General features: G+C 58.9%; 17 protein-coding genes. 9 read left to right on the top strand and 8 right to left on the bottom strand.

From position 1 onward, the window contains the following. From metC to PKO50_RS08655, 6 genes are all read left to right on the top strand, one after another. Entirely contained in the window at nucleotides 1-1,179 is a 1,179-nt protein-coding gene (metC, locus tag PKO50_RS08680) for a cystathionine beta-lyase (protein WP_275629354.1), read from the top strand. Between the two features lie 80 nt (nucleotides 1,180-1,259). Continuing rightward, nucleotides 1,260-2,195 carry a hypothetical protein gene (locus PKO50_RS08675; RefSeq protein WP_275629353.1) on the top strand — a complete coding sequence of 312 codons (936 nt, stop codon included), beginning with the start codon at nucleotides 1,260-1,262 and terminating at the stop codon, nucleotides 2,193-2,195. A gap of 207 nt (nucleotides 2,196-2,402) precedes the next feature. Further along, the gene (locus tag PKO50_RS08670; protein WP_275629352.1) at nucleotides 2,403-2,930 is read left to right on the top strand and encodes a Plug domain-containing protein; all 528 of its coding nucleotides are present in this window, start codon (nucleotides 2,403-2,405) and stop codon (nucleotides 2,928-2,930) included. Next, nucleotides 2,930-4,714, top strand: coding sequence for a TonB-dependent receptor (locus tag PKO50_RS08665; RefSeq protein ID WP_275629351.1), 1,785 nt, complete (start codon nucleotides 2,930-2,932; stop codon nucleotides 4,712-4,714). The genes PKO50_RS08670 and PKO50_RS08665 overlap by 1 nt, the downstream gene beginning before the upstream one ends. Before the next feature lie 43 nt (nucleotides 4,715-4,757). Beyond that, entirely contained in the window at nucleotides 4,758-5,972 is a 1,215-nt protein-coding gene (locus PKO50_RS08660; RefSeq protein ID WP_346770516.1) for a dipeptidase, read from the top strand. A 186-nt stretch (nucleotides 5,973-6,158) separates the two neighbouring features. Then, complete coding sequence (locus PKO50_RS08655) at nucleotides 6,159-6,593, top strand: N-acetyltransferase (RefSeq protein ID WP_275629349.1); 435 nt, start codon at nucleotides 6,159-6,161, stop codon at nucleotides 6,591-6,593. Nucleotides 6,594-7,570: 977 nt separating this feature from the next. Here the strand turns inward: PKO50_RS08655 and PKO50_RS08650 are convergent. The 5 genes from PKO50_RS08650 to PKO50_RS08630 form a co-directional block, all read right to left on the bottom strand. Continuing rightward, the gene (locus tag PKO50_RS08650) at nucleotides 7,571-7,891 is read right to left on the bottom strand and encodes a hypothetical protein (protein ID WP_275629348.1); all 321 of its coding nucleotides are present in this window, start codon (nucleotides 7,889-7,891) and stop codon (nucleotides 7,571-7,573) included. A 268-nt stretch (nucleotides 7,892-8,159) separates the two neighbouring features. Further along, nucleotides 8,160-8,708, bottom strand: coding sequence for a 3'-5' exonuclease (locus PKO50_RS08645; protein ID WP_275629347.1), 549 nt, complete (start codon nucleotides 8,706-8,708; stop codon nucleotides 8,160-8,162). A 141-nt stretch (nucleotides 8,709-8,849) separates the two neighbouring features. Then, nucleotides 8,850-9,746 carry an ATP-binding protein gene (locus PKO50_RS08640; protein WP_275629346.1) on the bottom strand — a complete coding sequence of 299 codons (897 nt, stop codon included), beginning with the start codon at nucleotides 9,744-9,746 and terminating at the stop codon, nucleotides 8,850-8,852. Continuing rightward, complete coding sequence (locus PKO50_RS08635) at nucleotides 9,743-10,234, bottom strand: hypothetical protein (RefSeq protein ID WP_275629345.1); 492 nt, start codon at nucleotides 10,232-10,234, stop codon at nucleotides 9,743-9,745. The genes PKO50_RS08640 and PKO50_RS08635 overlap by 4 nt, the downstream gene beginning before the upstream one ends. Beyond that, complete coding sequence (locus PKO50_RS08630; protein WP_275629344.1) at nucleotides 10,231-11,175, bottom strand: CBASS oligonucleotide cyclase; 945 nt, start codon at nucleotides 11,173-11,175, stop codon at nucleotides 10,231-10,233. Before PKO50_RS08630 ends, PKO50_RS08635 begins: the two co-directional genes overlap by 4 nt. Before the next feature lie 339 nt (nucleotides 11,176-11,514). Here PKO50_RS08630 and PKO50_RS08625 point away from each other — a divergent pair, with 339 nt between their 5' ends. Genes PKO50_RS08625 through PKO50_RS08615 form a run of 3 tightly spaced genes read left to right on the top strand, consistent with a single transcriptional unit; the run spans nucleotide 11,515 to nucleotide 13,887 of the window. Beyond that, nucleotides 11,515-12,333: a WYL domain-containing protein gene (locus PKO50_RS08625; protein WP_275629343.1), complete on the top strand. Its 819-nt coding sequence runs from the start codon at nucleotides 11,515-11,517 to the stop codon at nucleotides 12,331-12,333. A gap of 31 nt (nucleotides 12,334-12,364) precedes the next feature. Continuing rightward, the gene (locus PKO50_RS08620; protein ID WP_275629342.1) at nucleotides 12,365-12,970 is read left to right on the top strand and encodes a hypothetical protein; all 606 of its coding nucleotides are present in this window, start codon (nucleotides 12,365-12,367) and stop codon (nucleotides 12,968-12,970) included. Beyond that, complete coding sequence (locus PKO50_RS08615) at nucleotides 12,943-13,887, top strand: 5'-methylthioadenosine/S-adenosylhomocysteine nucleosidase (protein WP_275629341.1); 945 nt, start codon at nucleotides 12,943-12,945, stop codon at nucleotides 13,885-13,887. Before PKO50_RS08620 ends, PKO50_RS08615 begins: the two co-directional genes overlap by 28 nt. Before the next feature lie 498 nt (nucleotides 13,888-14,385). On the opposite strand, the gene PKO50_RS08610 is transcribed toward PKO50_RS08615, so the two are convergent. From PKO50_RS08610 to PKO50_RS08600, 3 genes are read right to left on the bottom strand one after another with little or no spacing between them, the layout of a single operon-like run. Next, the gene (locus tag PKO50_RS08610; protein WP_275629340.1) at nucleotides 14,386-14,766 is read right to left on the bottom strand and encodes a hypothetical protein; all 381 of its coding nucleotides are present in this window, start codon (nucleotides 14,764-14,766) and stop codon (nucleotides 14,386-14,388) included. Nucleotides 14,767-14,807: 41 nt separating this feature from the next. Further along, nucleotides 14,808-15,473 (bottom strand): hypothetical protein, encoded by a 666-nt coding sequence (locus PKO50_RS08605; protein ID WP_275629339.1) that lies wholly within the window; start codon nucleotides 15,471-15,473, stop codon nucleotides 14,808-14,810. Further along, nucleotides 15,460-15,996, bottom strand: coding sequence for a hypothetical protein (locus PKO50_RS08600; RefSeq protein WP_275629338.1), 537 nt, complete (start codon nucleotides 15,994-15,996; stop codon nucleotides 15,460-15,462). Before PKO50_RS08600 ends, PKO50_RS08605 begins: the two co-directional genes overlap by 14 nt. Nucleotides 15,997-16,104: the final 108 nt, after the last annotated feature.

The raw sequence follows: 16,104 nt of genomic DNA, 5'->3' as shown, positions 1-16,104 counted from the left end.
ATGAACGATAAACGCCGCAACACCTGGCGGCCGGACACCCAGCTGACCCACCTGGGGCGCGACCCGGCCAGCCACCAAGGCACGGTGAACATCCCGGTGTACCGTGCCTCGACCTTCATCTGGGACTCCCCGGAAGTGCTCGAGGACTACCGCCACCACGGCCAGGAGCCGGACTACCGCGGGCACCTCTACGGGCGCAACGGCAACCCCACCACCGCCGCCTTCGAAGATGCCGTGGCCGAACTGGAGGGCGGCTTCCGCGGACTGGTCATGCCTTCGGGGCTGGCCGCCATCGTCGGTGCGGTACTGGCAGTGGCGCGCAGCGGCGACCACATCCTGGTGACCGCCAACTGCTACTGGCACGCGCGCCAGGTGTTCGACGGCCTGCTGCCGCGCTACGGCATCGAGGTGAGCTACTTCGAGCCCATGGCGGGCGAAGCGATCGCCGAGTTGATCCACCCGCAGACCCGCGCGCTCTACCTCGAAGCGCCCGGTTCGAACACCTTCGAAGTACAGGACGTGCCGGGCCTGGCGCGCATCGCCCACGCCCACGGCCTCGCCGTACTGCTCGACAACACCTGGGCCACGCCGTTGTTCTTCAAGGCCTTCGAACATGGCGTGGACATCTCCATCCACGCCGCGACCAAGTACCTGGTCGGCCATTCCGACGCCATGCTCGGGATGCTGGTGACTACCCGCGACTGGTTCGTGCCGGTGCGCAACCTGGTGCGCGAGATGGGCTATATCGCCAGCGCCGACGACGCCTACCTCGGCCTGCGCGGCCTGCGCACCCTGGGCGTGCGCCTGCGCCAGCACGAGCGCTCGGCCCTGGCCGTGGCGCACTGGCTCCAAGGGCGCCCGGAAGTCGAGCGGGTGCTGCATCCGGCGCTGCCCGAACACCCCGGCCACGCCTTCTGGAAGCGCGACTTCCGCGGCACCTCCGGGCTTTTTGGCGTGGTCCTCAAGGCCCAGTCCCAGGCCGCGGTGGATGCCTTCCTGGCCCGTCTCACGCTGTTCGCCCAGGGCGCCAGCTGGGGTGGCTACGAAAGCCTGGTCCGCCAGCAGTCGCCACGCGAACCGGGACCGGCCGAACGCCTGCTGCGCCTGCACGTCGGCCTGGAGGCCGTGGAGGACCTGTTGGCCGACCTGGCGCAGGCCTTCGAAGCGCTCACATCCTAGCCACCGCGAAACCGACACAAACGACAACAGGCGGACAACCGGCCTGCCGTTCATATCCCCCGATGAATCAGGAGTTGTCCATGAGCACGACCCACCCCACCGAAGCCCTGTACACCCTCTGCCCCTTGCCGATCGCCTCGAACATCGCGGTCGAACTGGGCTGGCTGGACGAAGAATTCCAGCGCGTCGGCGCCCGGGCCCGCTACCTGCGCTCGCTGCCCGACAACCAGGGCTGGCTGCCGCATTTCCGCCACTCCCGCGACGACCTGATCCGCGACGGCGGCGCGGTGCCCGCGCTCTGGGCCCGCGCCGACCTCAGCGACACCCTCCTGGTGGCCAGCACCGCCAGCCAGCGGCCGGGGCAGATTCTGGTCCGCGCCGGCGCCGGCATCCGCCGGGTGGCACAGCTGGCCGGATGCAAGGTCGGCGTACCGCGCAGCGCCAACCGCGAGCGTATCGACGTGCTCAATGCGCTGGCCGAGCAGACACTGCACTACAGCCTGGAACTGGCCGGCCTCGACCGTGAGCAAGTACAGGTGGTGGAGTTCGAAGACCACGGCGACCCGCGCGAGCTGCAGCCGGCGCAGCGCCCCGCCGCGCTCTGGGCGCAACTGCGTGAACATCACCAGGCCGCTGTAGCGGTGCAGGCGCTGGCCGACGGCGCTATCGACGCCCTGGTGGTGCAGGCCTGGCAGGCTCCCGGCCTACTCCAGGACGGTCGCTTCACCGTCATCGAGGACCTCGACCGCTACCCGGACTGGACGCTGAAGAACGTCAATGGCCCCATGCCACCGTGGTCAGCCGCCGTCTCGCCGAAGAACATCCCGAAGTGGTGGTGGCCTTCCTCCGCGCGGCGATCCGCGCCGGGCGCTGGATCAACGCCAACCCGCAGGCGGCCGCCGAACTCCTGCCGCGCTTCAGCGTCCTGCGCAGCGCAGCCCAGGCCCGGCAGTGGCTGGCCGGCCTGGACCTGGTCCCGCAACTGGGTGAGCGCAACCTCGCCGCCCTGGAACTGAAGAAAGACTTCCTGCACCAGCGCGGCTACCTGCGCCACGACTTCCGCGTCAGCGACTGGGCCGACGGGCGCTTCCTCGCCCAGGCCCTGGGCGAGCTGGACGAGCACGCCATCACGCGGCACTGACACCCCAAGGAACCCACCGCCTCCGGCCAGCCCCGCTGGGCCGGACGGCTTCTCTCAGCCCAAGGAAAGACAAGGCCGATCGATGAAAGCTCTGGCACCACAACGGAAGTTCCCTACCCGCTACCCTCTGCTAGGCAGCCTGCTGCTCGGCGCGCTCACCTGCGCCACGGCACAGGCCGAGGAAGACGACACCCGCCTGGAACAGGTCCAGGTGGTCGGCGCACGTGTCACCGAGGCGAGCCTGGCCACCGGTGTCGATCACATCAGCAATACCCAGTCCATCTCCCACCAGGCGCTGCTCTCGGCGCCGGCCGGCACCTCCGGGCTGAAGATGCTGGAGTCGCTGGCCGGGTTCAACGTGCAGGTCAACGATCCCCTCGGGCTCTACGAGTTCGGCAACTCGGTGTTCGTCCGCGCCTTCAACTTCCAGCAGATCGGCTTCTCCATCGACGGCGTGCCGCTGGGGCGCAGCGACCAGTTCGGCGGCAGCCCGATCTACCGCTACGTGGACAACGAGAATACCGCGCGGGTGACCGCCTCCACCGGCGCCGGCGACGTATCCCAGCCGGGCTACGCCTCGCTCGGCCCTACGTCGACTACCAGACGCTGATGCCCGCCAGCGAGGCCGGCATCAGCACCTCCTACAGCCTCGGCAGCGACGCCCTGCGGCGCAGCTTCGTCAAGCTGGAGAGCGGCGAGCACGATGGCCTTTCGGCCTACCTCAGCCGCTCGAAGATCGATGGCGACCTCTGGCGCGGTCCCGGCACCATCGACCGCGAACACGTCGAGGCCAAGGTCCGCTACCGCTTCGGCGAAGGCCATGAGCTGAGCCTGCGCAGCATCTACAACGACTTCTACGACTACGACTCGCCCTATGTCACCCTGGCCCAGTACCAGGGTTCGGCGGCCGATCCATTCGGCCGTTCCGGGCGCGATTTCCCGTACATCGACTACCTGCCGCAGCTGCCGCAGACAGCCCCCGGCGTCCCCTTCAGCAACACCGCCTACAACCAGTACTACAAGCAGGCGATCAACCAGCGCCGCGACAACCTGACCACCCTGCGCGGCAGCTTCGCCCTGACGCCGGACCTGCGCAGCGTTAGCAGCCTCTACTACGAGGGCAAGCGCGGCTACGGAGTATCTCCCGAGGCCTACGCCACCTCCACGACGCTGCACAACGCCGAGGCCGGCAGCGTGGCCGGCCTGTTCGATCCGCTTGGCGTGCAATACGGGCTGTCGAAGATCAGCGGGCACCGCTATGGCCTCAGCCAGGCCCTGCAATGGCAGCTTGGCGAGCATTTCCTCGAGGCCGGCGCCTGGATCGAGAAAGACGTGTTCAACCGCCTGCAGGCCCGCTACAACCTCACCGACGGCAGCCCGGCCGGCCAGCCACTGCTGGACCAGCCCGTACACCTGCAGGGCGACTTCACCTCCACCCGCGACTCGCTGCAACTCGACCTCAAGGACACCTGGTCGCTGCTCGACGACCGCCTGCGCCTGCAATACGGTTTCAAGCGCCTCGACCTGGACTACCGCATCGAGGGCCAGCGCAACGCCGGCGACTACATCGCCGGGCGCCAGCCGCGCCTGTCGACCTCCTGGAAGGATGACTTCCTGCCTCAGGCCGGCCTGGTCTACGACCTGGACGGCCGCTCGCAGCTGTTCGCCTCCTACTCCGAGAACATGGCCCTGCCGCGCGGCGCCGACGACGTCTACCGCGCCGCCAGCCCCAACGTCCCCGCGCCGGAGGCCGAACGGGCGAAGAACTACGAGGTCGGCTACCGCTTCAACCGGCCGACATTCAACGCCTCCCTGGCCTTCTACCGGACCGTCTTCGACAACCGCCTGCAGGCGTTCGCCGCGCCGGTGCCCGGCAGCAGCCAGGCGGAAACCTACTACCAGAACGTCGGCCGCGTTGTCGCCTACGGCAGCGAGCTCAGCGGCCAATGGAAGCCGCCGCTGCCCGGCGGCGGACTGGTGATCAACGGCAACCTGACCTACAACGTCGCCCACTTCAAGGACGATGCCGGCGGCCTGCAACTGAGCGGCAACACCCTGCCGGACAGCCCGCGCTGGCTGGCGCAGGCCGGCGCCACATATGAAATCACGCCCTGGGCGGTGGCCAACTTCACCGCGCGCTACATCGACTCGCGCTACAGCAACTTCACCAATACCGAGTCCATCGGCGGCTACACGCTGTACAGCGCCTACCTCGACCTGGGCGGACGGCAGTGGGGCGGCGGGCCGCTGAAGAGCGTCAAGCTGCGCTTCAACGTCGACAACCTGTTCGACAAGAACTACCTCGGCTTCATCCTCGCCAGCCCCGACGGCCCGGCGCTATTCCGCCCCGGCCCGCCCCGCAGCTTCCAGACCACCCTCAGCGCGGAGTTCTGACATGCCTCCGCCGACCCTGTACCGGCTGCTCGCCGGCACTCTGATGGCCTGCTGCGCAGCAACGAGCACCCAGGCCGCGGAGGGGGTTTCCGCCACGGCCCTGGCCCTGCACCAGCGCCTGCTGGTGCTGGACAGCCACCTGGACACGCCCATCCAGCTGTCCCGCCCTGGCTGGGACATCCTGCAACGCCACGACACGCTCACCGACGGCAGCCAGGTCGACCTGCCGCGCATGCAGCAAGGCGGCCTGGATGGCGGCTTCTGGGCCATCTATACGCCCCAGGGCCCGCGTACCGACGAAGGCCGCGCCCAGGCCAGCGCCTATGGCCTGGCCACGCTGACGCGCATCCGCGACCTGGTCGCCCGCCATCCGGCACAGTTCGCGCTCGCCACGACGGCCGCGGACGCTCGCGCCATTGCCGCCCAGGGCAAGCGCGTGGTGTTCATCAGCATGGAGAATGCCGACCCGCTCAGCTCTGACCCCGGCCTGCTCTGCACCTACTACCGGCAGGGGCTGCGCATGCTCGGCCTGGTGCACTTCGCCAACAACGACCTGGCCGACTCGGCCACCGCCCTGCCCGAGTGGCACGGCCTCAGCGCCAAGGGCCGCGACCTGGCGCAGCGTGCTGCACGCCTGGGCCTGCTGCTGGACGTCTCGCACGCCTCGGACGCGGTCTTCGACCAGTTGCTGGCCAGCTCGTCGGCGCCACTGATCGCATCGCACTCCAGCAGCCGGGCGGTCAACCGCCACCCGCGCAACCTCGACGATGCACGCCTGCGCCGGCTGGCAGCCAAGGGCGGGGTGATCCAGGTGAACACCTACAGCGACTACCTCATCCCGCTGAAGGCAGAGCCCGAGCGCGAACGCGCGCGCCTGCAGTTCTACGCGCGCTACCGGAACATGGCCGCGCTGAGCCCGGAACAGGTCCAGCAGCTCTATGCCGACATCCGCAAGGTCGATCGCAAGTACCAGCACCCGCGCGCCGATTTCGAGGTGTTCATGCAGCACCTGCTGCACATCCTTCAGGTGGTCGGCCCGGAACATGTCGGCATAGGCGCGGATTGGGATGGCGGTGGCGGCGTGACAGGCCTGGAGGACGTCAGCCAGTTGCCGAAGATTACCCAGCGCCTGCTCGACGCCGGCTATAGCGAACAGGACCTGGCCAACATCTGGAGCGGCAACCTGCTCCGCGTGCTCGACCAGGCACAGCAGGCGGCCGAGCCGGCTGCGGTGGCGGCCTGTCTGGAAGGTAGATGAAACCGGTACTGCGCGGCCGGTTGCAACCGGGCAGAAGCAGTCAGATAGCGAGGGGCGCAGTGGTCGGGATTGCTGTTTATTTTTGCTGCCGCTAGCCTCACAAAAAATTCAATAGCACGAATCAAGGGCATGCCGACATATAGCAGCGCTTGATGAAAGGCATTAGTACAGACCGAGAAAACGAGTATGAATGTACGTCCGGCGACCGATAGTGACCAAGCTGCTCTCTTTGACGTGCATCGGGCTGCCTTCCAGAGCCACATCGAGAAAATATGGGGCTGGGATGAAAGTTGGCAGCTCTCAAATTTTGCAGCAGAGTTCGCACGCGCAGCCACTTCGGTTATTGAAACCAATGGCCAGATTATTGGATATGTCCAGATCCTGGACGAGGACGATCGAATCTACGTTCAGAACATTGCTATTTTACGAGAGTCCCAAGGTAATGGTATCGGCACCCAAATTCTAAAGGAGCTCCAGTTGGCCGCCGCGGCCCGAAAGGTGCCCTTGCAATTGAGCGTTTTCCGAACGAATCCATTGGCGCAGAAGCTCTATGAACGTCAGGGCTTTCGCCGAACGGGTGAAACCAGGACGCATATCAAGATGTCTTGGATAGCGACCTGAGCAGACGCCTTGGGCAGCTAACGGCTGTTTGTTACCTGTCACGACCAGTAGCTCTGGCTCGGTAGCTATCGCTGACAAATAACGGCCATCGGCGGTGAATTCAAGCGATGAAAGCGAAAGCTGGTGTCATTTCGACGCGATGGACGAGCATCATCTAGACATATGGCAATCTTGGTTTGGGCAGCAAGGCCTGAGCCATCTAATCTCCTGAGAAACATCATCGTTAAGGGATTGCGCGGAGGCGTAGCTATGGATGGCCAACCCGGATGGCCCTTCAAGGAATTCTTGGCGGGTACCCAACCTTTATGGAGGTCGCTCTGGCTCTTCTACTTGCCATGCATGGCATTAGGAGTGGGGACTACAGCCCTGGTACTCGCTTTCTGGGGAGCCACTGAGCAAGGAATACAGGCCCTAGTGTGGCTCGTCACTATGACTGTATCCATTGGGCCGCCTGTTGTAGCGATTTCCTCGCTTTTGCCTCTCACACTAGCGTTGACTGCAGGGTCGATTGGGGTATGGAGATGCGCGCCAAATGCTAGTACCAAAACTACTTCGACCATTGCTCGCTACCTCATAGTGCTTATAGCGGCCTGGGCACTCCTAAAAATCACGCGGGCAGCATACGGATTGATGCACATTTGGTGAGACGATCATCAAGTCCTCCTTCATCATCGTCAGCCTCCACCCGAGGCTGTGTAGAGACACCAAGTCAATTTTTAGGCTCACGTTGCTACGTGAAACCTGAAGAAATTTCCCCATTGGGCTCGCTCAAAACTCGCAAACGAACGCGAAACTTTTTCGTTTCCTGAGCAGTCATCGTTTTCAAAAATATTTTTACACAGCCTGGACCCAAAGCAGCTTTTAGTTTCTGAGCAAGATCAATTATCAATATATCCAGGATATGCTTGCGAAATTAAATCTAGCACTCCAGTGCTTATCTAACGCCCATCCACGGCTTCAGCTAGCAAACCACCACTTCAAGAGAACTCAAAGAAAAAAGGTAGAACTGAAAAAGCAAAACCTGCAACCCCTACAGCCAAAAAAGAAACCCTAAAGCACCGGCCATAGGTCCAAACTTTAAATACGCCATTTGCTTTTTTACAATTTAGCTCCCTTGTGAAAATTGCTGCCTCCGGTGCTACACCCAGCCCCTCCAAGTAAACAATTGCTCCCTCCGCCAGCTTTATCATTGCTGAAACCCGCTGATCTAGCTTCCAAAAAACCAATGACACTAAAGACAAAAAACAACCGAGAAGCGAAACGAGCCCAGATAATTTCCCGCTAGCTTGTAATCCCACACCAATTCCGGCAGCAATCAGTCCCGCAATAGCTAAAAAAAATTAAAAACCGTCATGCGTTGCTGAGCATGGAGTTCAAAGTACTTCCAAGCATGATCCATAGAACGATCAAATTTATCAAAATTACTCATTGAAACCACCCATCGCAAAAAAACGTCAGCAGTGCGCTCTAAAACCCAGGACAAACACAAGCAAAACCAATATCAAACCAATCAATATCAATATTTTACGCAACATGAAGCATAGCGAGTCCGGCGCCCCCAGCGCATTAATTCATTATTTTTTTGCGAATCAAATTAAATAACTCAGCTTGATAGACGGCATCATTTAAAGCATCATGACTTCCTTCGCCGTCCGGATTGACTACTTTATCAATTTCGCTTGATCGAGTTGACTTCCAAGTTGAAGCAGCAGCCCCGAAGTACATAGATTTTATGTCCAGAGCGGCGATACCAAATGGGTTTTCCCCGATGAACCAGTGAAAGTAGTGATTCACGAAAGCCCAATCAAACGACGCATTGAACCCTACAAACACGACGGTTTCGTCTTTACCCGCAAGCGAATCTACCCAGGCCTTGAATTGCTCCATCGCCTTGAGGGGATCCAGGCCCTCTTTCCGGAGCTGGTCAAGGGACAACCCTGTGACCTCCATCGCGGCAGGTACAAACTCATCAGATATAGGCTTCAGATAACAAGTAAACTGCCGTGTGGCATCAGAAGTAACGCATGCGCCTATAGAGAGCATGCTGTATTTTCCAGGGATCGGCCCCGATGCCTCAATGTCGACCGAGACGAAAATTTCTTTTTCGGCTTTCATAACTACTCCGTTTGAGCTGGTGTCTGGATGACAACCGCGGTTACCACTACCAGACACCAAAATCCTGGAAAGGTCACTGTGCCAGTCGGTGAAGAGTTCAAGCAGAGCCCCCTCCTCCGAGCCAATCAAACGATCTGCCGCTTACTTATCCTCCATGACCGGAGATGGTCGCATCGCCAGAATCGAGTCGGTCAGATCGTTGAAGCTCAGCGGACGATTAGGGAAGGCTTTCGCCATCGCCGTAGGGTACAAGCGAGTCCGAATATCGGAGTAGGTCCATGCTGGCTGACCGTTGCGCTCGCCAGTGAGAGTGGCCAAATCGGTCAGCTGCTTATCCGTGAGCCCCATGCCCGCCAGATCCATGCTGAACAGCTCTTTCCGCTCAGCAGCGTCTGGGCGAGTGAACTCTTCAACGATGGCTGCACGACGACGAAGTGCTGCGTCCAAAACTGAAAGTCGGTTAGTGCACAGGATCACCACAATCCGACCGCCATATTTGCGCAATTCATCCACGCCTTGGATCAAGGTGTTCACAGCCACCTTATCTTCGTGGTGGCTCTGACTTTGCGAGCGGGAAGCTGCGATCGAATCGCCTTCGTCGATGATGAGAATCGCCCTGCGCTTTTTACCTGCTGCTTCGACAACCTCCGCAAAAGCTTGTGTCAAAAGCGTGCCCATCTCGCCGACCTTACCGGAGCCGCGGACTCGGTTGCTCAGCTTGAACAGCACCGAGTCCTCACTGCGTGAGTCACGGACGATACGGTTAGCAATACACTCCGCTGTCGCGGTCTTCCCGGTGCCGACGTCGCCATGGAAGATCACGAGGGGGTACTGATCGGCAACCAGGTTGCAAATTGGCAGCACACTTTCGTGGTGAACCTTGCTCCACTCGGACAACTGGCTCTGATTCAGCAACAGCTGGAGCTGGTTTTGCACACGCTCGTAGCGACCCGCAAACCCGAGCAACACTTTTTCACGCTCACTCAGTTGGGCTTCCGGCAGTTCAATCGCTGAGTCAAATACGGTGTTGTTGCTCATCGGGTGTAGTCCTTCCGTTCCATGCCGTAGCCGTTGCTAGAGTATTCGCGACCACCGCTCTGGGTGAGCTGAGAATGGCTAATGTCGTCGTAAGAGGTCGTCCAGTTGATTTTCAACTTGCCAGACATTTTCTCCCGCGCTTGCTGGGTGTAACTGTCGTTGTAGGACAGAACGATCCGCAGGTGCGCACCCTGAACTTTGGGCCAGCGCGCATCACCTGGGCGCTGATTGGCCAGGGTGCCAGACTCGTTGACATAGAACCGGGTGGCCTTCTGCTCTACTCCATGACTAAGCAAAGTGAGATCCGCAAACTGGAGGTAGCCATTCTTGGCCAGCAGCTCAATGTCATTGGCCCACTCTTTTGCTTTCGCCTCAGTCACAGCTTCGCTGCTCGACGCGATCATCAGGAGGTCGGCGGTGATCCGCCGCACGACCGCTTCGATGTCAGTGGTGGTGTAGGTAGTGGTTTGAGTGGCGCTGTAGCTCATGCTGCGTCCTCGACTTTGAAGCCCTTACCGAACAGCTCTTTCCAGATTTCGAAGTCGTCCTCCACCGATGCGAAATGCGCGGTCTCCCACGACTCCTCGGCAAGCTGAACGATCTCCTTGCGCTCTTCTTCAGTGATCCGGCTCGCAACGTTGTTCGTGTCACATACCGGATCGATGATTACGACCGTATCGGAGAAGTCGGGAACCCGCTTGTTCTCGGGAAACTTGATGACGTCCTTGAGCCCCGAGTCCGCAATGTAGAGGAGGAAGTCACGGAAGCGCTTTTCCAGCGAGCCGGTCTTCCCTTTAAGCTCAAGGACGTGAGCCATGATCAGCTCGATGTGGAAGGATTTGAGCGGCACCTCCTTCCAGGTGCGCCAGCGCTTTGCCAGGCGCACTAGGGTGCGGAAGTCCGGATCTTCGTCCTTCCGAACCTTCACGAAGCTCACCTGGCACGGTGCGCAGGTTTCAGTTTTCGAGCCGTCAATCCGGTCGAACTGCCAGCCGTAGTTCTCCTTGTTCGGATTTTCGATGACCGGAACGATATCGACCTCAAGCCCAGTACCCACGAAAGTGACCTTTGCTGCCTTGCGCTGGATTTCAAAGTCTTCAACAGACTTGTTCGGGTACAGCTTGATCAGGGCGTCGTAGATTTTCTGGCTGAGAGTCGCGAAGGTCTCTTCATCAACCTGCTGGCCGCTGATGTAGAAAACCACGTCGACGTCGGCAGGGTTCTGAGCGTTGGGCCGCAGGATGGTGTGCTTGGCGAAAGAGCCGGCCTTCACCACCTTCTTGATGGTGATCTCGTCCTGCTTCTTCAGGCTGTCCTTCAGCGCTGCGATCAGGCGGTCGACCTGGGCGTTGTAGGTCTCCCGCTTGTCCTTCGGCAAGCGCAGCACGTTACTGTCGTAATACTTGATCTGTGTGTTGGTGAGTGGCATCTGCCATCCCCTCCTAGAAATGTTGTGTTCGTCGCAAAGCCTCCCTACCAGCAGCTACACCACATGCCGACGGATGAGATGGCTTGACCACTCGAGCACCAGGCCCGAATCGCCCTTACGGCTCACTGCAGTTCAACCTCCCCGCACCATCCGAAGATCCGTCCAGGAAAATTGCGAACCGCGCCTCGCTAGCGTATGATTACTATACGCATAATTTTTAGATGCAGTCTAGTTTTTATACGCTATAGAGGTTCAACCATGACAAACGAGTCCAAACCCACGGACGACCACCCCACCAGCAAGGGACGGCAAGGAGCACGTTGGGGCCAGGAACGTCGGTTGGAATTCATCGACTATCGACTGCGGTGGGATGGCCAGATCAACCGCAGCAGCCTCACTGACTTCTTCGGCATCTCGGTGCCCCAAGCTTCGCTGGACATTACCGAGTACGCGAAGCTTGCCGAGAGCAACCTGGAGTACGACACCCGGGCCCGGGTTTATCGGGCGACTGAGTCATTCAAGGCGGTATTCCCTTCCAGCGCAGTGGAGCGCTATCTGGAAGATCTTCTTCGGGTCGCCGTGCAGCCAGAGATCCCATACGGAAGCTTCCTTGGGTGGCAATCCCCCGTTGCCGGCGTTCCCAAACTGGGCCGTCGCCTCAACGCAGACGTCGTTGGGGAAGTCCTGCGTGCTATCCGCGAGATGGGTTACATCGAGGTCTTCTATCAGTCCCTGACAGACCCTGAAGGTGGGGAGCGGCGGCTGTCTCCTCATGCCTTGGTGCATGACGGTAACCGCTGGCACGTCCGGGCTTACTGCCACAAGCGTAAAGGTTTCCGAGACTTTTCTCTGACGCGCATCAAGCACTGCAAATATGGTGGGCAAGACAGGGAGCGGGCTTTAGAAGATTACGCTTGGAACACCATAGTGGATGTGGTTCTCACCCCACACCCTGACCTCAGCCCTGCACAGCGCCAGCTGATCGAGAGCGACTTCCTAATGGAGGACGGTGAGATGCACATCGAATGCCGCCGAGCACTCCTCATGTACCTCATGTTCCAGCTCAACCTGAATGAAGATCAGGCTGGCCAGAGGCCCGAGGTCATCCAGCTTGCCCTCAAAAATAGGGATGAGATCCAAGCGTTGCTCAAGTACTAACACTCAACACCTAGCTACCGGAATTGTCGCGATGGCAAACCTTGAAAATGAATTCATTCTGATTGCGGGCAGCATCTCCAAGAAAACAGAGAAGGCCTCGATCGACCTCGCGCACGATTTCACTCGCGCGGTGACCAAAAGCGTCTTGGCCGCAAAGGGTGGCCTGGTCGTCTACCTAGCGGGTCTACCCACCAATGAGACCGGAGATGCGCTGACCTTCGATTGGACGGTGGCTTACCAGGCGGAGAAGCTGTTGGCTGAGTACGCCCCTGCCCGCCAGTTGAAGATCGTTACCTCGCAGTTGGCCATGCGGGACAAAATGACGCTCGAGCAGCGAACGCTCATACGCCGTCTATCGGCGGAGAATTTTGCGGAGATCATCTACATCGAGGATGACTTGGTCACCGGCGGAAATATCGGCGATGAGCAAGTGGAAGTCGCGACTGCGATGATTGCCCTGGGCGGTGGTAAGGGCGTCTCCGACCGGGCCCGCAAGCTTCGCAAACGTAAGCTTCCTGTGCTTCCGTTTGATCTGCTGCTTGGTGGCTTCAGTGAGGATGGAGAGGGGCACTCGGCCTTCGGGCCAACTTCTTCAAGGATCCCCTCTCGATGTTCCCCTTCACCGGCGAGCAGGTGAAAGGGTGCCTAGATAGTATGTCTCTTCAGGAGCCCATCTATGGCTTGGACAAAATCGCAGATCTCTCCACAGGCCTCTTCCAAGCTGAAATTGATGCCAGAGAAGTGGCACGCTCTCCCGACCTATTGGTGATCACGGCTATCGCCGTTGAGCTCGCGGCTGCCAGGAAGGTATTCGGCATCGGTGAGGATGTTCCGACTCGCTATACCGTCAACGGTGTGCAGTATTGGCCTGTGACGATTCAGCGAGCAGATGGCCCTCTTTCTTGTGTCGTTGCCTCTCTCGGTAACCCTGGCAACGTCAATGCGAGTTCCATCACCAGCCTTTTGCTGTCAGAACTCAAGCCCAAAAAAGTCTTGATGATGGGGATCGCGGGCGGGCGGCGTAAAAAGCTGAGCCTCGGCGAAGTCATTCTGTCCGAGCGAGTCATTTATTATGAAGGTGGAGCCGCGCACTCAGGCGGCAAGATTGCCCAACGGCCGGAGATGCAACGCCCTGGACTCTCCACACAGCAAGATCTCAATACCTATTTTGCGACTGAGTCTCTACCGGCTCGCCTGCAGGAACGTGCGGATAAGCTTGGTTTCGTAATGCCGACCGAGTCCAAGGCGGGCGAGGTGGCAGCCAGGCTGATGGTTTCGCCAGCAACCATCGCTTCTGGTGAGTTGCTTATTCGAGATCCCGAGGTCTTTGAAGGCTTCCAAGGCATTCACGAAAAGGCACTGGTAGCCGAGATGGAAGCTTACGGGGTATTCGATGCATGCGATAAGCAGGACGTGCCCGTCTTGGTCGTCCGAGGAATCAGCGATTATGGAGACACGACTAAAGACAATACCTTCCATAAAGTAGCGTCCGAGGCTGCAGCCATTGTGACCCTTGATTACGCCACACACGGATGGAGCCGAAGGACCATGTGATAACTAGCTCTTGTGTAAGCGGCCAGCAATCGCACCTTCAGAATCCCCAAAAACTAAGGGCGATGGTGTCCGCCTATTCTGATACGACGTTGATTAGCGATATACCCTTAGAAAAGGGAAAGATTTATTTTTTCTGCACTAGAAGGCTGCATCTGGCCGATTTCTACCGGCTTCACCGATACAGCTTAAGATAAACTCGAAACAACTCATGGCCAGCACACGTGAAAATTACAGTCCAGGTGGATGAAAATGCGCCTGCCTACCAGGAATAATTTGCAGACGAAAATCAGATCTGATGTATTTGGTTCTGGAGAGAGGTAAGATCCAGTTGATAGCTGCTACCGACCTAAGCTCTTCTGGTAACATCTATTGGCATCTCCTCATCGGGCTTCAGTCGCTGGATCGCGGTGCCCTGTACAGTTTTTTGTAAGCTCTCTCAGCCATTTACAGGACCGTTCCCTAAGGTTTAAGTAATGCCCCCGGGATGAACTAAAGCTCCTACGCCTGCATTATCCCGCCGTTCATGGAAATACTTTGCGTGCAGAGTGCGGTGACGGCTGGTTCGGTATCTTGGATACGCTGGGTGAACAATTGACTCGCCAAGCCGAGCTGGAACACCGCTTCACCACGGATACCCGAATATTCAAGGAGAAACTCTGTACCCTCCGGTTTGGTAGAATCGCGCAAACCGTTTCCGATGCAGCCCTCCGCGAAATGGCCATTACGATGAGCTCTCGAATTTGTGAGATATGTGGCGCTCGCGGGAATAACTTCTGCACCCTGGTGCGCTATGGCATGCATGCCCAACTCCGTGACGCCATTGCCTATGAAGAATGCGCCGGCAGCTGAGTGGATCATTTGCAGCTGTGCTCCCGGCATGGTCATCTCTTTGGATTGTGGCGAAGACTTTAAGCAAACCTTTAGTCTCCTAGTAACATCAATACTCGCTCCTCGTAGGGATGATTTGCTCCTGCGCTTGTCAGTACTCCTCCTTTGTTTACAGCCACCGCGGCATCGAGCCGGGTCATATCTTCATTGGAGGGAGGCCAAAGTGGTGGGGCGAACAGTACCGCCAGTAGGAAAGTGCTCTTGGGTACACCGGCCAGCGAGGTTTCCAGCTGGCCATCATCCATACCGCGCACTAGATTGAAGCTTAACTGCGAGTTCGATGTTCCGAGCAGCACAGAGGCGATGTCGTGGCAGTCGAAAGCAGGAATCGACGGCGAATGGAAACACGCACAGAGGTAGCGCATCACCGTTGCTGCCCATACCTCAAACGATGGCTCACCTGCTGCTGGCGAGAAGACCAGTTGGAAGTGAAGGGCAGTGTGCGGGCGCTCGACAGGGTGTTCGTCTAGGTAGAAGGCGTAGCTTGCCCAGGGGTGGGGTAACTCCGTTACTTGGCTAGGGGCCGAATTCAGCATAAAAACCAACCGGACGAAGCTCCCTGTATCGTTCATTCCGGCGGTGAGACCATCCTCATCCGTGTAACTGTACGTACTACCGAAAATGTCCAGGGGAACGAAGTCAAAAAGCGCCTCCATGGAAGGCGAAAGGGCATCCTCGTGCAAGTCAAAACCGGTCATTGTGTAACACTCCGATCGGCTTCCCTATCCTCGTTTCGACTTGATGGATGGCATGCACATCTAACCAGACTCTCTCGATTTCAAGGACCTGTTGCCAATCCAGGCGATGATGGTCGTGTAGGTCATGAAACGACCAGCAGATGCGTTCTTCATTGAGGCGCGGAATGTCTTCTACCCCATCGGACCAGTTGTTGTGGAGGAGCTCGAATAGGTCGGCTTCCTGCTCCGGCGTGGGTTTGAGGTGGTACCACTTGAATGGCGGCATAGGGAGAAAGCTCGTCTGAAGAATCAATTCCTCCTGCTCCTCATCCAGAGGCTCGGCTCGGTAATATTCGATCCGGCTTTCAAGCTCGAAGTCCTCACCCTTACCCCAGCCAATAGGCGTATCGGCTACGTCTCTGTAGTCTTCGACAAGGCTTTTCGTGCGCACAAGACACCAGTATTCCAATTCGGTGAGATGCCGATTTAAGACAATAAGACGGTCGGTTTGCTCAGGCGTGAATATAGGGATGTTGCGGCGCATGTTTGGCCTTCCTTCGACTATCCCTGCCATTATCGCCAGCGCCGCGACGGTTTATGCCGCAACCAGACGCGACTCATTTCGTCGCGACTTCATGCACAATGTCAGCTA

Origin of the sequence: Pseudomonas sp. 273 (assembly GCF_029201425.1) — a bacterium.
Classification (GTDB): domain Bacteria; phylum Pseudomonadota; class Gammaproteobacteria; order Pseudomonadales; family Pseudomonadaceae; genus Pseudomonas; species Pseudomonas delhiensis.
Note: the sequence above shows the minus strand (reverse complement) of the source record. Positions and strands in the feature narration are given on the sequence as shown.

What these genes read in the sequence shown, in the direction of transcription:
- PKO50_RS08630 (WP_275629344.1), bottom strand. Translation starts at nt 11,175, where the DNA reads ATGCCACTCACCAACACACAGATCAAGTATTACGACAGTAACGTGCTG.
- PKO50_RS08645 (WP_275629347.1), bottom strand. Translation starts at nt 8,708, where the DNA reads ATGAAAGCCGAAAAAGAAATTTTCGTCTCGGTCGACATTGAGGCATCG.
- PKO50_RS08635 (WP_275629345.1), bottom strand. Translation starts at nt 10,234, where the DNA reads ATGAGCTACAGCGCCACTCAAACCACTACCTACACCACCACTGACATC.
- PKO50_RS08620 (WP_275629342.1), top strand. Translation starts at nt 12,365, where the DNA reads ATGGCAAACCTTGAAAATGAATTCATTCTGATTGCGGGCAGCATCTCC.
- metC (WP_275629354.1), top strand. Translation starts at nt 1, where the DNA reads ATGAACGATAAACGCCGCAACACCTGGCGGCCGGACACCCAGCTGACC.
- PKO50_RS08600 (WP_275629338.1), bottom strand. Translation starts at nt 15,996, where the DNA reads ATGCGCCGCAACATCCCTATATTCACGCCTGAGCAAACCGACCGTCTT.
- PKO50_RS08665 (WP_275629351.1), top strand. Translation starts at nt 2,930, where the DNA reads ATGCCCGCCAGCGAGGCCGGCATCAGCACCTCCTACAGCCTCGGCAGC.
- PKO50_RS08655 (WP_275629349.1), top strand. Translation starts at nt 6,159, where the DNA reads ATGAATGTACGTCCGGCGACCGATAGTGACCAAGCTGCTCTCTTTGAC.
- PKO50_RS08640 (WP_275629346.1), bottom strand. Translation starts at nt 9,746, where the DNA reads ATGAGCAACAACACCGTATTTGACTCAGCGATTGAACTGCCGGAAGCC.
- PKO50_RS08675 (WP_275629353.1), top strand. Translation starts at nt 1,260, where the DNA reads ATGAGCACGACCCACCCCACCGAAGCCCTGTACACCCTCTGCCCCTTG.
- PKO50_RS08660 (WP_346770516.1), top strand. Translation starts at nt 4,758, where the DNA reads ATGGCCTGCTGCGCAGCAACGAGCACCCAGGCCGCGGAGGGGGTTTCC.
- PKO50_RS08670 (WP_275629352.1), top strand. Translation starts at nt 2,403, where the DNA reads ATGAAAGCTCTGGCACCACAACGGAAGTTCCCTACCCGCTACCCTCTG.
- PKO50_RS08615 (WP_275629341.1), top strand. Translation starts at nt 12,943, where the DNA reads ATGTTCCCCTTCACCGGCGAGCAGGTGAAAGGGTGCCTAGATAGTATG.
- PKO50_RS08610 (WP_275629340.1), bottom strand. Translation starts at nt 14,766, where the DNA reads ATGCCGGGAGCACAGCTGCAAATGATCCACTCAGCTGCCGGCGCATTC.
- PKO50_RS08605 (WP_275629339.1), bottom strand. Translation starts at nt 15,473, where the DNA reads ATGACCGGTTTTGACTTGCACGAGGATGCCCTTTCGCCTTCCATGGAG.